Origin of the sequence: Pandoraea sp. XY-2 (genome assembly GCF_004193915.1) — a bacterium.
Lineage (GTDB): Bacteria > Pseudomonadota > Gammaproteobacteria > Burkholderiales > Burkholderiaceae > Pandoraea > Pandoraea cepalis.
Window position 1 is genome coordinate 3743173 of sequence record NZ_CP030849.1, and the last position, 13487, is coordinate 3756659.

Consider the following 13487-nt stretch of genomic DNA (forward strand, 5'->3'; position numbering starts at 1 on the left):
GTCTGGCCGAATCTGCTGCACCGCAGCAGTGCAAGGCGGTGCGGCGCTGACGTTGCGCGCACCACCTTGATGCGCAGCGTGAACACGTTAGCGCACCGAGGATCGACGATGCCGCCTCAATCGTCGTGCATCAGGGCGCGCCCAATGATCAGTTGCTGAATTTGCGTGGTGCCTTCATACAGACGCAGCAGGCGCACGTCGCGATAGAAGCGCTCGACCTTGTATTCGTTGATGTAGCCGGCCCCGCCATGCACCTGCACGCCGCGATCGGCCACGCGCCCGACCATCTCGGTGCAGAACAGCTTGGCGCACGACGCCCGTGTGCTGACATCGGCATCGCGTTTGCCCTCGGGTTTCGCGTCGTAACGCTGCGCGCAGTCCTGCACCATCGACCATCCCGCGTACAGTTCGGCCTGGCTGTCCGCGAGCATCGCCTGTACGAGCTGGAAGTCACCGATGCGCTGCCCGAATTGCTTGCGTTCGCGCGCATACGTCACGGACTCGTCGAGAATCCGCTGCGCCATGCCGCACGCGAGCGCCGCGACGTGCAAGCGCCCACGGTCGAGCACCTTCATGGCCGTCTTGAAGCCCTTGCCCGCCTCGCCGCCGATGATGTTCGCCGCCGGCACGCGCGCGCCTTGCAGCACGACGTCGCACGTCTTCGTTCCGCGCTGCCCCATCTTCTTGTCGGGCTTGCCCAGCGACAGGCCCGGCGTGTCGGCCGGCACGATGAAGGCCGAGATACCGCCCGCGCCCTCGCCGCCCGTGCGCGCCATCAGCGTGAACGCCCCGGCGCGCGGTGCGTTGGTAATGAAGCGCTTCACACCATCGAGCACATAGGTGTCGCCGTCGAGTACGGCCCGTGTCTTGAGCGCGGCCGGGTCCGATCCCGCGTCCGGCTCCGTGAGCGCGAACGACATGATCAGGTCGCCGCTCGCCACACGCGGCAACAGGTCGCGCTTCTGCGCCTCGGTCCCGTCCATCAGAATGCCCTGCGAGCCGATGCCCACGTTGGTGCCGAACACCGAGCGAAACGCCAGCGACGTCTGCCCGAACTCGTAGGCCACGCGCACTTCCTGCGTCATCGACAGCCCAATGCCGCCGAACGCTTCGGGGATCGACAGGCCGAACAGGCCCATCTCCTTCATCTCGTTGACGAGGGCGGCGGGCACTTCATCGTGCTCTTCCACGTCGTTTTCGGCGGGCACCAGCCGCTCGCGTATGAAACGTTGCACCGCCGCTAGCAAAAGCTCGAACGATTCGCTATCCAGTCCCTTCGATGTCATTGACCTTTCATCCTTGAAGAATGCCGCGCCGCGTGCAGGTGTTTACTCGTCCGCCTGCAGCATCTCGCGCAATTTGAACTTCTGTATCTTACCCGTCGGGGTCGTGGGCAGCGCCTCGCGCACTTCGAGGCGTTCCGGCCAATACTGCCGAGCGACCTTGTGCGACGCCAGGAAGCCGGTGAGCGCGGGCAGATCGACCGACTGTCCCGGGCGAGGCACCACGACCGCACAGGCGCGCTCGCCGAGCCGCTCGTCCGGATACGCGACGATAGCCACCGTCGCGATCGCCGGGTGCCGGTACAGCAGTGCCTCGATCTCGACGACGGGGATATTCTCGCCGCCCCGAATGATCACGTCCTTGCTGCGCCCGGCAATGCGCACGTAGCCCGTGGCATCGAGCCACGCCATGTCGCCGGTGTCGAACCACCCGGCGGCATCGGTGCCGTTCCACTGTGCGCGCTTGAGATAGCCGCCGAAATTCGAACACGAGCGAACGAGCAAGCGGCCGGTCTCACCCGTCGGCAGGTCGCGATTATCCGCATCGACCACCCGTAGCTCGACGCCCGGCAGCGGGCAGCCGTCCGTCGCGGACGCGCGCGCGTCGTCATCCTCCAGACGCGTGAGCGTGACGGCACCGTTCTCGGTCATGCCCCATGCGGATACGATCTTCGCACCGAGTACCTTGCGCGCCTGCTCGACCACCGGACCGGGAATCGGCGCCCCCGCGCACAGGAACGCCCGCAGGCTCGGCACAGTCTCGCCGCTGGCCGCCACCGCCTTGGTCAGATCCGAGAGAAATGGGGTGGACGCCATCGTGAACGTCACCCCGTGCGCCCGAATCAGCCGCACGGCATTCACCGGATCCCACACGTCGAGCATGACCGCACTCGCCCCGAGCATGATCGGCATCATCAGGCCGTACATGAAGCCGGTCTGGTGCGCGAGCGGCGAGCCCATCAGAATCACGTCGTCGCGACCGAGGCGCATGCGCTGCGCGTAGGCCTCGATGTTCGAGAACGTGGTGTTCGCACTGTGCATCACGCCCTTCGGCTCGCCCGTGGTGCCGGACGTGTACATCAATTGCATCACGTCGTCCGGGCGCGCACGCGACGCTTGCATCCGCGCCCGCTCGGCGTCGCTCGCCGCCGGCTCACCCGCCATGAGAACGGCATCGAAGCTGTCGCCTGTCGCGGCCTCGCCGACCACGATTACATGGCTGAGCGCAGCAAGTTCGCGCTGCAACGCGCGCGCCATCGCGGCATGATCGAAGCCGCGAAACTGCTGCGGCACGATGAATACCTTCGCTTCTCCATGGCGCAGCATGAACGACAGTTCGCGCTCGCGGAAGATGTGCATGAGGGGATTGATCACCGCGCCGAGGCGGGCACACGCCAGGTAGGTCACCGCGAACGGCCAGCCGTTGGGCAGTTGGCAAGCGACCACGTCGCCGCGGCCAACGCCGCGACGCAACAGGCCGAGCGCAAGACGCTCCGCGGCATCGGCCAGCGCGGCGTAGGTCAGTTGCGTGGTCTGGCCGGTCGCCGTCGAGACTGCCGTGAGCGCCACCTTGTCGGGCCATGCCGCGAGCGCCGCGTCGAGCGCGTCGTTGATCGTGCGTTCGGGCCACCAGCCGCGCGCCACACTGTGCTCACGTCGAGGGGGAAGCAATACCGCATCGAACTCCATCGCATCGTCTCCTGTGCTGTCGCGGATGTCCCGCTGTTAAGGTCTTGTCCATGCCCTGACGCAAACGCCAGCCGCCGTTCGGTCAAACGGGCACTGCCTGCCGGCCGGCGCGAGTGCGCGCAATGATCGTCTTCATGATCTGCGCGGTGCCGTCGCCGATCTGGAAACCGAGCACGTCGCGCAAGCGCTGCTCCATCACTCCGCGGTCGTAGCCGCCATGACCGAACATCAGCAGGCACTGATGGATGACGTCGTAAGCGAGCTTCGGCCCCCACCATTTGCACATGGCCGCCTCGGCGCTGTGCGGCAGGCCGCGATCCTTGAGCCACAGCGTTTGAAGACAGAGCAGACGCGCCGCCTCGACCTGCGTGTCGAAGTCGGCCAGCGGGTGCGATACGCCCTGAAACGCCGACAGCGGTTTGCCGAACGCTTCGCGCTGCGCCACGTATTCCCAGGTCTCGTCGAGCGAGGCGCGGGCGACGGCCAGCACCTGCAAGCCGATCAGTGCGCGCGAAAAGTCGAAGCCCTGCATCACTTGCACGAAGCCCTCGCCCGGCGCCCCCAGCACGTGATCCACCGGGATCTTCACGTTTTCGAAGAACAGCGAGCCCCGGCCGATGGCGCGCTGGCCGTGGCAATCGAAGCGTTGCCGTGTGATGCCCGGCAGATCGAGCGGCACGAGGAACGCCGAGATGCCGCGCGCGCCCGACGCCACGTCGCCCGTGCGCGCGAACACGACGGCGGCATCGGCCTGGTCCGCGGCGGAGATGGACGTCTTCTCCCCATTGAGCACGTAGTGCGTTGCGTCGAACTCGGCCCGCATGCGCAGGTTGGCGGCGTCCGATCCGCCGCGCGGCTCGGTGAGCGCGATGGCGAGCAGCGTCTCGCCGCGCGTGAGCTTTCGCAACCAGGGCAAGACGACCTCGGGCTGTCCATGTGCCGCGAGAATCTGGCCATTGAGCGAGGCCAGCAGATTGACGTAGGAGAGGCTCAGGTCCGCGCGCGCAATCGCTTCATGAATCACGCCGGCCGCGAGGCATCCCATGCCCTGCCCGCCGAACGCTTCCGGCAGCTCCGGCGCAATCAGGCCAAGCTCGCCCATCTCGCGCATGAGCGTGCGATCGAGCACACGTGTCTTGTCGCGCTCGAGAAAGCCCGGTGCGACACGCACCTGGGCGAAACGTTGCGTGTGCTCGGCCAGCGCGACGAGATCGTCGTCGAGATACGGATTGTGCATGGCGTTTGCCTCGCTTATTTGGCGTATTTCCGGAACTCGGGCTTGCGCTTCTCCTGGAACGCACGCACGCCTTCGCGCGACTCTTCCGTCTCGTAATAGAGTTTGAGCGCGTACATCCCCATGCCCGCGATGCCCGCCTGTTGCGCCGTATCCATGTTGAACGAGCGCTTCGCAATCGCAATCGCCGTCGGGCTGCGCTCCAGAATCTCGTCGCACCACTTCTGGACTTCCGCATCGAGTTGATCGTGCGGCACGACTGTATTCACGAGCCCCATCGCCAGCGCTTCCGCCGCCGGATATCGACGGCACAGATACCAGATCTCACGCGCCTTCTTCTCGCCGACGACGCGCGCGAGAAATGCGGTACCGAAGCCCGGATCGACCGAGCCGACCTTCGGGCCGACCTGACCGAACACGGCCTTCTCGGACGCAATCGTGAAGTCGCACAAGGTGCAGATCACGTTGCCGCCGCCGATGGCATAGCCTTGCACGCGCGCAATCACGGGCTTGGGCACGTCGCGAATGGCGTTGTGCAGCTCCTCCATCGGTAGCCCGATGGTGCCGCGCCCGTCGTATTGCCCTTCGTGCGCCGACTGATCGCCGCCGGTGCAAAACGCTTTCTCGCCAGCGCCGGCAAGCACGATGCTCGCGATCTCGCGGTCATAGCCTGCCTTGTTGATGGCGTGAATCAATTCGTCGCAGGTGCGCCCACGAAAAGCGTTCATCTTGTCCGGACGGTTGATCGTGATCCACGCCGCACCGTTGCGCACTTCATAAAGGATGTCTTCGTATTGCATGGTTTCGCTCCTTGCCGCTGCGCGTCGCTCGCGGTCGTTGGGTGTCGCTGAAAGCCGTGACGCGCGCCAATGGTGAAATCGATAAGAGAGATCGGAAAATGGCCTGGCTCAACCGCACATCGTGAGGCCGCCCGAGACGCTCAGCACCTGACCGGTGACGAACGCGGCGTCGTCGCTCGCGAAGAAGGCAATGGCCCCCGGCAAGTCGTCCGGCTGCCCGATGCGGCCGAGCGGAATGGACTTGGTGAACGCTTCGACCAGCTTTTCCGGATTGCCCGCGCCTTCCTTGTAATCGGCAAACAGTGCCGTGTCGGTCGGCCCCGGGCACACCACGTTGACGGTGATGCCGTGGCGCGCATGCTCGCGGGCAAGCGTCTTCGAGAACGCGACGAGCCCGCCTTTGCAGGCGGCGTACACCGCTTCGCCCGACGACCCGACGCGCGCCGCGTCCGACGCGATGTTCACGATGCGTCCGCTGCGCCGCGCCACCATCTCCGGCAACACTGCGTGATGCATGTGCAGCGCCCCCACGAGGTTGATGGCGATGAGCGATTCCCACTGCGCCGGTGTCGTCTTGGTGAAGGGCTTGAAGATGTCCCACCCGGCGTTGTTGACCAGAACGTCCACCGGCCCCAACGCCGCCGATACCGCCGCGACGGCGGCGTCGACCTGCTCACGCACTGTGATGTCGCACGCGAATGCCTGCGCACGCCCACCAGCGTCCACGATCTCGCCTGCGCAGCGCTCGGCCGCCGCCAGATCGCGGTCGAAGACCGCCACCGCCGCGCCTTCACTGGCGAAACGGCGGCACGTCGCCCCACCGATCCCGCCCCCACCGCCCGTCACGATGACGGTCTTGCCCTCGAATCGCTGCATGTCTCGCCTCCAGAGTCACAGGGGGGGCGCGGTATCCTTGCTGACCTCGGAGATTCCGGCCCACCCATCAAATTACGTCAATATGTTGTCGTATACTAGACGCGACATCGGCGATACGCAAGCACGCGGAAGCGGAGAAATTGATATGGAAAACCCTAGCAATAATGCAGAAATAACGCGAATGGAGCTGGCGAACAGGCTGTTCTTCCGGCTCTATCAATGCGCAAACATGTTGCATAAAACAGGCACGCGGGCGGTCGAAAGCCTGGGGCTGACGACGCAGCAATGGGCCGTACTTGGCGCCCTCTCGCGCCCCGAGGTGTCCGACGGCATGAGCGTGGGCGATCTCGCGCGTTATCTGATGGTGAGTCGCCAGAATCTGTCGGGCCTGATCGGCCGCATGGAGCGCGACGGTCATATCGCGAGCGCACCGGACGGCCGCGACCGGAGATCGCGCCGCATCACCATGACCGAGCACGGGCACGAGGTCTGGCACCGGGAGGCGGTGCCGCGCATCCACGGCTATTACGCGCAGGCGCTCGACGAATTCTCGACCGGCGACATGACTCACACGCTGCACTATCTGCTTAAGCTTCTCGAAAACATGAAGCGAATCGACGAGGCGGCGGGCGGCCCGTCTGATGGTGAAATCGAGCGAGAAAGCGCCGGCAACGGCAGCGAGCGCCGGGGCGCCTGAGATCGCCTCATCAGAAATAAAACGCGCGAACGTCGCCGAAAACGCCCGCCAAAGCGCTGGCCACTGGCGCAAGGATCTTCCGCAAAGCCAATACAGGCCTTGGTTTGCGGAGATTCTGCCATCTGACGCAATAGCGCATTAACTAGCATCCTAATTATTAGTTAACATATAATCTTTCTCATGACCTCCCTGGAATCGCTCCGCTTCGTCTTTACGAGCCATCTGCTGCTGGCCGGCAAACAATGGCGCCAGCTATCGCAAGGCGCGATCGCCGAATACGGTATTTCGGCGGCGAGCGCCGGCCCGTTGCTGTTCATCCGCCGGCTTGGCCAAGGGGTGCGGCAGGTCGAGCTTGCCGAATATGTCGGGCTCGAAGGCGCGTCCCTGGTGCGACTGCTCGATCAGTTGTGCGGGGCCGGTCTCGTGCTGCGTGAAGTCGATGCAAGTGACCGCCGCGCCAATGCGCTGCGTCTGACCGCGGCCGGCGAAGCGCTCGCCGAAAAGCTCGAAATCGAACTCAGCGAGTTGCGCGCGAAGGTGTTCGCCGACATTCCGCGCGAGGATTTCGAAGCGGTGTTGCGCGTGTTCGAAGTGCTCTCTCGCGCAGCGGGCCCCGATGGGTCCATCCTCGCACTGGCTCCTCCCAAGAAGTAAACCGTGCTCACCTGGCCTTCCTCCCGCGACTGGATCTTCTCGATCAAGGCGTTCCTCGCCTCGATGCTGGCGCTTTACATCGCGCTCGCGCTCGGCCTGCCGCGTCCGTACTGGGCGATGGCCACCGTCTATATCGTGTCGCACCCGCTCACGGGCGCCACGCGCTCCAAGGCGCTGTATCGCGTGTTCGGCACGCTGCTCGGCGCCGCGGCGTCCATCGTCTTCGTGCCGGCGCTCGTCAACACGCCAGAGCTGCTGATGGCGGCCGTCGGGCTGTGGACCGGCACGCTGCTCTATATTTCGCTGCTGCATCGCTCGCCGCGCAGCTATGTGTTCCTGCTCGCCTCATACACGCTGCCGCTGATCGCCCTGCCGGCCGTCAACACGCCTGGCGTCATCTTCGATATCGCCGTGGCACGCTCCGAAGAAATCATCCTCGGCATCGTCTGTGCGAGCGTGGTCGGCGCCGTGGTCCTGCCCACGAGCGTGGCCAAGGTCCTGCACGACCGCTCGGCGCGCTGGCTGACCGACGCCGCGCGCTGGACGACCGACATGCTCTCGGCAGACCCCGACGGCAAGGCAACGCGCCACATGAGCCGTCACCGCATGGCGGCCGACATTCTGGCCCTCGACCAGTTGATCAGCCAGCTCTCGTATGACGCCGACACATCCGAACGCGTGCGCGATGCGCAGGAATTGCGCGGGCGCATGACGATGATGATGCCCGTGCTCTCGACGGTCGCATCGCTCGTGCAGGCGTTGCGCGAGCACCCCAGCGGCGCGCCCGAGACGCTCGAGGCGAAGATGGCCGACGTGGTCGCCTGGCTGCGTCGCGGTGCGCCGATGCCCGCCCCGGCGCATTTACTGAGCCCGGCGCCATCGGCCGGCGAGGCCTCGGACTGGTATGGTGCCTTGGTCGCAGCCACCGAAGACCGTCTGCGCTCGCTTGTACAGCTCTGGCAAGATTGCGCGTCGCTGCAGCGCCGCTTCGGTCAGCGCGAGCATTACGAGGGCGAGGGTGAATGGACGCCCGCCTTCCAGCATTGGGAGCTGGGCGGCGCGCGCCACTACGACCACGGTCTCCTGCTGTTCTCGACGGTGTCGGCGGCACTGTGCACGTTCCTCATGGGCATGGCGTGGATCTACACCGGATGGAACGATGGCGCCGCCGGCGTCTCGCTCGGTGCCGTGGCCTGCTGCTTCTTCGCCGCGATGGACGAGCCTGCGCCGTTCATCCGCTCGTTTTTCTGGGCGACGGCCGTATGCGTGGTGTTCGCCGCCGTGTACGTGTTCTTCATCCTGACGAATGCGCATGACTTCGGGCTGCTCGTCGCGCTGTTCGCCATTCCGTATCTGTTGCTGGGCACGCTGATTCCACAACCGCGCTTCACGATGGTGGCCATGCTCGTCGCGGTGAATACGGCGAGCTTCGTGGGCATTCAGGGCGGATACAGCGCCGACTTCCAGGCGTTCTTCAACGGCAATCTCGCCGGACTGGCCGGCGTGCTTTTCGCCTTGCTCTGGACACTGCAGACGCGCCCCTTCGGGACGCGCGTTGCCATGCGCCGACTGATTCATTCGAGCTGGCGCGACATCGCGCGCAACGCGCTCGGGCGCTCCGTTGCCGAACATAACCGTCTGCGCACGCGTCTGCTCGATCGGTTGGGCCAGCTCGTGCCGCGCCTGGCTGCGAGCGAGAGCGAAACGTCGAGCGATGGTTTTACCGAAGTGCGCGTTGAACTCTCGGCGCTGGCGTTGCAGCGAGAGCTGCCGCATCTCAATGCATCGCAGCGCGACGCCGTTCAGGCCGTGCTCACCGATGTGGCGCGCTTTTATCAGGCGCGGCTCGACGAATCGGTAAGCACCCCCGACGCCACGCTGCAAGACAAACTGCTGGGTGCCGTGCGCTCGATGGTGGCGCATACCGACCAGGCGGCGCGCAGCGCGCGCGCGTCGCTCATGGACATCCACGTCGCGCTGTTCCCCACCGTACGCCCCGGGAGTGCTCAATGAGCGGAGAGATCGATATCTACGGCGTGTTCGTACCGACGCTGCTCGTGCTGATGGTCGTGGCCTTCGTCCTGACTGGCGCGCTGCGCTTCGTACTCGCGCGCCTGGGCTTTTACAAGCTCGTCTGGCACCGTTCCCTGTTCAACCTTGCTGTGTACATCATCGCGCTGGGCGGCATTGTCGCCGTCGCGCACGCCTGCCAACCATGAAACTGAAATTTCGCTCCATCGGCCCCGTCGCGCTGACGCTCGCGGTATCTTGCGTCGCGGTGTACGTTCTGCTGCATCTGTGGGACTACTACACCGTCGCCCCCTGGACGCGCGACGGCCGCATTCGCGCCGACATCGTGCAGGTCGCCCCCGACGTCTCCGGCCTCATCACCGATGTCGAGGTCAAGGACAATCAGCCGGTGCACCGTGGCGATCTGTTGTTCGTGATCGACCCCGACCGCTACACGCTGGCAGTGCAGCAGGCCGAGGCCAACGTCGCGGCGCTGCGCGCCACGCTCGCACAGGCGCGCCGCGAAAATGCGCGCAACCATCAGTTGACGGAAGTGGTCGCCAAGGAAGTCGTCGAAGCCGGCCAGGCCAAGGTCGAATCGGGCGAGGCGGCGGTAGCCCAGGCGAACGCCGCCGTGCGATTGGCGAAACTCAACCTCGCGCGCACCCGGGTACTCGCGCCCGCCGACGGCTACCTGAACGATCACCTGCCACGGGTTGGCGACTACGTCAGCACCGGCCGCCCGGTGCTCTCGATGGTCGATGCCAACTCGCTGCACGTGGAAGGCTATTTCGAAGAAACGAAGATGCGCGGCATCCACATCGGCGACAAGGTCGAGGTGCGTCTGATGGGCGAGCGCCAGGTGCTGCACGGTCATGTCCAGAGCATCGTCGCCGGCATCGAGGATCGCGACCGCACGAGCGGTGCGTCGATGCTGCCCAACATCAACCCGACCTTCAACTGGGTGCGTCTCGCCCAACGCATTCCGGTGCGCATTGCGCTCGACGATGTGCCCAAGGACATGCGTCTGGTCGCCGGGCGCACCGCGACCGTGACGGTCGTGGAGGGTCAGCAGGACACCGCCGGTCAATCGCAATCGTCGACGCCATCTCCTTCGTCGGTCACGTCGATCACGTCGATCACGTCGGCCACATCGGCCACGTCCGCCCAACCAGGAGCCCAGCGGTGAAATCACGCGTATGCCTGATGAGCGCCGTGGCAGCGGCCACCGCGCTCGTTGCCGGTTGCACGACCGTCGGGCCTGACTATCATCTTCCGGACCACGCGCTCATGCGCTCGCCCGACGCCAATGGCCCCATCGCGAAAGCAGCGCAACGCGGTGTCTCGATCGGCGCCGTGCCTGACGACTGGTGGCAACTCTACGACGACCCCAAGCTCGACGCACTCGTGAAAACGGCGCTGGCCGCCAACACGAACATTCGCGTAGCCGCCGCCAACGTGCAGCGCGCGCTCGCGATGTACCACGAAGTCGAATCGGAGAATCTGCCGCAAGGCGGCGTGCAAGCCGAAGCCGCCCGCGCCCAGATCTCCGGCGAGAGCTTCCTGAAGGAAGAAAAATTGCCGGTGGTCAATCTGGCCGCCGCCGCCCTGTCCATCTCGTATCAGATCGACTTCTTCGGCAAACTCGCGCGCGCCGATGAAGCCGCGCTGGCCGCCGCCGAAGCCAGTCAGGCGGCCCTCGACGTCGTGCGTGTGAGCGTGGCCGCCGAAACGGTGCGCGCCTATGTGCAAGGCTGCGCGGCCAACCACGAGTTCGACATCGCCAACGAACAACTGAAGTTGCAGGAAAAGAGCGTGGCGATTACGCGCAAGCTTGTCGATGCCGGCCGGGATCAGCCAACCGATCTGCTGCGCGCTCAGGCGCAGGCCGACACCTTGCGCGCCGCCTTGCCGCATTTCCAGGCGCAGCACGACGCGGCAACTTACCGGCTGGCCGTGATGCTCGGCAAGGTTCCGGGAACGATCGACCCGAGCGCGGCGCAGTGCCGCCGCATTCCTCAACTCGCGCAACCGCTGCCGGTCGGCGACGGCACGGCGCTGCTCAAGCGCCGCCCCGACGTGCGTCAGGCCGAGCGCGAACTCGCCTCCGCCACGGCGAAGATCGGCGTTGCCACGGCGGATCTCTACCCGTCGATCCGCATTGGCGCGTCGGTCGGGGCGAGCGGTGTCCTGGAACACTTCGGGCAAGGCCGCACCGAGCAGTGGAGCGTGGGACCGATGATCACGTGGTCGCTGCCGACCAACGGCGTGCGTTCGCACATCAAGGGCATGGAAGCCGGGGCGGATGCCGCGCTCGCGCATTTCGACGGCGTCGTGCTCAAGGCCCTGCAAGAAACGCAGACGTCGCTCTCGGCATACACGCGTGAGCTGCAGCGCGACGACGCCCTGCGCGATGCCCGCGACAAATCGCGCACCGCTGCCGAACAGAACCACAAGCTCTACCAGGCCGGTCGCGCGCCGTATCTGACGAGTCTTGACGCCGAGCGCACGCACGCCAGTGCCGAGGCCGCGCTGGCCGCCTCCGAAACACAAGTCGCGCTGGACCAGGTCAATCTGTTCCTGGCGTTGGGCGGGGGCTGGCAATCGAGTGCGGCGAGTGCAAGTCACGAGAAGGCGTCGCCAGTGGCATCCGCTGAGACGGCCGGCGGCGGCAACACGCCGGCAACCTCCACGGCATCATCGGTATCCACCCGTTGAGATTAGGCAGGTGGCGTCTTCGCGACGCCGTGCCTCCAGAAACACACAAGCCCCGTCGGGAACGAATCCTCGGCGGGGCTGTGGTAGGACGCACTACGGCGTCGGTGGGGGTGATTCGCGCGGCGCAGGCGAGACTCGGTCGCGAGTCGGGCGGGCCGTCGGCGAATCCAGGCACTGCCATCGATAACCTGTCGACGGTTATCGCATCACCTTCAGTTGGCGGCCGGGGTCGCCGTTTGATTGCGCGCTTCGATCTGGGCCGTCAGGTTCTGCAATTGCACCGACTGCTCATAGGTGTACGGGAAGTTGAATTCCGTCACCGGCGAGAGACCCAGTTCACGGGCTGCCTGAAGTTCGGCGCGCACATGGGCGCGGGTGACACCGCTCGTTTGCGCCTGACCTTCGGCGAATACCGAGCCGGCAGCCATCGTCAAGCCAACGAGGGCGACAGCGCTCAACAGGTTCTTTTTCATGGAAAACTCCTTTTATCGTTCATCGGTTACGCATGGACACGAAAACCGCACTCAATCCGTTTTCGCCATGAGTAAATTATAGTTTTCCCTCATTAATGAACCAGCCCTAAAGCGACAACACACTGTTTCACAAACGCTGTGAAATCCTCGCAATCCGATGAAGGAATTACGCGAAAACGAAACAAAACCGGGACGGGGATGGCAGGCGAAGCGGCCGCGCGAGCGTGAAGTCGAGGACGCTCCCGGGAGATGACGGCATCGACGATGCCTCAGGGTGATATCGCCCCGCTGCTGATCGCCGCGGCAATGGCCTGGTGCCGATTGACCGCACCGAGCTTGCGCTTGGCGTTATTGAGGTGAAACGTCACCGTATGCTCGGAGATGCGCAGAATCAAACCGATCTCCCACGCGGTTTTGCCGCGCGCCGCCCACAGCAGACTTTCGATCTCACGCGGGCTGAGCTTGCCGGTGCTGCGACTCGCCACCCATTGCATGTCGAGCTGCTGAATCGCCTGGTGAAAATACACTGCCGCAAGATAAATCTCTCCGAGCATGCGCGCTTCGTGCTCGGCCGAGGCTTCGGGCGACGCGGCCGTCGCGGCGCTGAAGATCGCGCGCTCGCCGGTCGCACCGTAGATCGGAATCGACACCCCGGACCCGAGACCGTGTGCGCGCGCGTCCGCGAAAATGGGGTGCGGCTGCGCCTGTGCGAGGAAGGTTCGCCAGAGAATCGGCAGCGGCGACAAATTCGCGGCAATCAATACGGGATCCACTTCGGCATATCCCACGCTTTGATAGCGCTCGATCCAGGCGGCCGGAAACGTCGTGAAAATGTGCCGGCTAGGCATTCCCTGCGAGGTAATGCGCTGGTCCCCCATCTGGAATGCAGCGGCCTCCCGTTCGCGACGCGGTGACAGCGGCGCATAGAACAACGCTTCATATCCCAGGGATTGCGTCAGCTTCTGAAACTCGGCGTCAAGTGCATCGACCGAGCGGGCACCGAGCAGCCCGTCATATCGATAAAGATGATGATGCATTGCGAATTACGCGCTT

The 13487-nt window shown here is 65.0% G+C and carries 13 protein-coding genes; 6 read left to right on the top strand and 7 right to left on the bottom strand.

Annotation, left to right across the window (positions count from 1 at the left end):
• Window positions 1-116: 116 nt before the first annotated feature.
• From DRB87_RS16865 to badH, 5 genes are all read right to left on the bottom strand, one after another.
• On the bottom strand, window positions 117-1286 hold the full coding sequence (locus DRB87_RS16865) for an acyl-CoA dehydrogenase family protein (protein WP_130026721.1): 1170 nt from the start codon (window positions 1284-1286) through the stop codon (window positions 117-119).
• Between the two features lie 42 nt (window positions 1287-1328).
• Window positions 1329-2972 carry a cyclohexanecarboxylate-CoA ligase gene (gene aliA, locus DRB87_RS16870; RefSeq protein ID WP_130026722.1) on the bottom strand — a complete coding sequence of 548 codons (1644 nt, stop codon included), beginning with the start codon at window positions 2970-2972 and terminating at the stop codon, window positions 1329-1331.
• Window positions 2973-3054: 82 nt separating this feature from the next.
• Window positions 3055-4209 (bottom strand): cyclohexanecarboxyl-CoA dehydrogenase, encoded by a 1155-nt coding sequence (gene aliB / locus DRB87_RS16875; protein WP_130026723.1) that lies wholly within the window; start codon window positions 4207-4209, stop codon window positions 3055-3057.
• 14 nt (window positions 4210-4223) lie between these two features.
• Window positions 4224-5006, bottom strand: a complete 783-nt coding sequence (badI, locus tag DRB87_RS16880) for a 2-ketocyclohexanecarboxyl-CoA hydrolase (protein WP_130026724.1) — start codon at window positions 5004-5006, stop codon at window positions 4224-4226.
• Window positions 5007-5114: 108 nt separating this feature from the next.
• A complete protein-coding gene (badH, locus tag DRB87_RS16885; RefSeq protein ID WP_130026725.1) occupies window positions 5115-5882 on the bottom strand; it encodes a 2-hydroxycyclohexanecarboxyl-CoA dehydrogenase in 768 nt (255 codons plus the stop codon).
• A gap of 145 nt (window positions 5883-6027) precedes the next feature.
• Between badH and DRB87_RS16890 the strand changes: the two genes are divergently transcribed.
• The 6 genes from DRB87_RS16890 (at window position 6028) to DRB87_RS16915 (ending at window position 11961) form a co-directional block, all read left to right on the top strand.
• The gene (locus tag DRB87_RS16890; protein WP_130027918.1) at window positions 6028-6579 is read left to right on the top strand and encodes a MarR family winged helix-turn-helix transcriptional regulator; all 552 of its coding nucleotides are present in this window, start codon (window positions 6028-6030) and stop codon (window positions 6577-6579) included.
• A gap of 180 nt (window positions 6580-6759) precedes the next feature.
• Window positions 6760-7233, top strand: a complete 474-nt coding sequence (locus DRB87_RS16895; protein WP_130026726.1) for a MarR family winged helix-turn-helix transcriptional regulator — start codon at window positions 6760-6762, stop codon at window positions 7231-7233.
• A 3-nt stretch (window positions 7234-7236) separates the two neighbouring features.
• A complete protein-coding gene (locus DRB87_RS16900) occupies window positions 7237-9246 on the top strand; it encodes an FUSC family protein (RefSeq protein WP_130026727.1) in 2010 nt (669 codons plus the stop codon).
• Window positions 9243-9452 carry a DUF1656 domain-containing protein gene (locus DRB87_RS16905; protein WP_130026728.1) on the top strand — a complete coding sequence of 70 codons (210 nt, stop codon included), beginning with the start codon at window positions 9243-9245 and terminating at the stop codon, window positions 9450-9452. The genes DRB87_RS16900 and DRB87_RS16905 overlap by 4 nt, the downstream gene beginning before the upstream one ends.
• A complete protein-coding gene (locus DRB87_RS16910) occupies window positions 9449-10432 on the top strand; it encodes an efflux RND transporter periplasmic adaptor subunit (protein WP_130026729.1) in 984 nt (327 codons plus the stop codon). Before DRB87_RS16905 ends, DRB87_RS16910 begins: the two co-directional genes overlap by 4 nt.
• Before the next feature lie 17 nt (window positions 10433-10449).
• Window positions 10450-11961, top strand: a complete 1512-nt coding sequence (locus DRB87_RS16915; protein WP_130027919.1) for an efflux transporter outer membrane subunit — start codon at window positions 10450-10452, stop codon at window positions 11959-11961.
• A 212-nt stretch (window positions 11962-12173) separates the two neighbouring features.
• On the opposite strand, the gene DRB87_RS16920 is transcribed toward DRB87_RS16915, so the two are convergent.
• Window positions 12174-12434, bottom strand: coding sequence for a DUF4148 domain-containing protein (locus DRB87_RS16920; protein WP_130026730.1), 261 nt, complete (start codon window positions 12432-12434; stop codon window positions 12174-12176).
• 269 nt (window positions 12435-12703) lie between these two features.
• A complete protein-coding gene (locus DRB87_RS16925) occupies window positions 12704-13471 on the bottom strand; it encodes a LuxR family transcriptional regulator (RefSeq protein WP_130026731.1) in 768 nt (255 codons plus the stop codon).
• Between the last annotated feature and the right edge of the window lie 16 nt (window positions 13472-13487).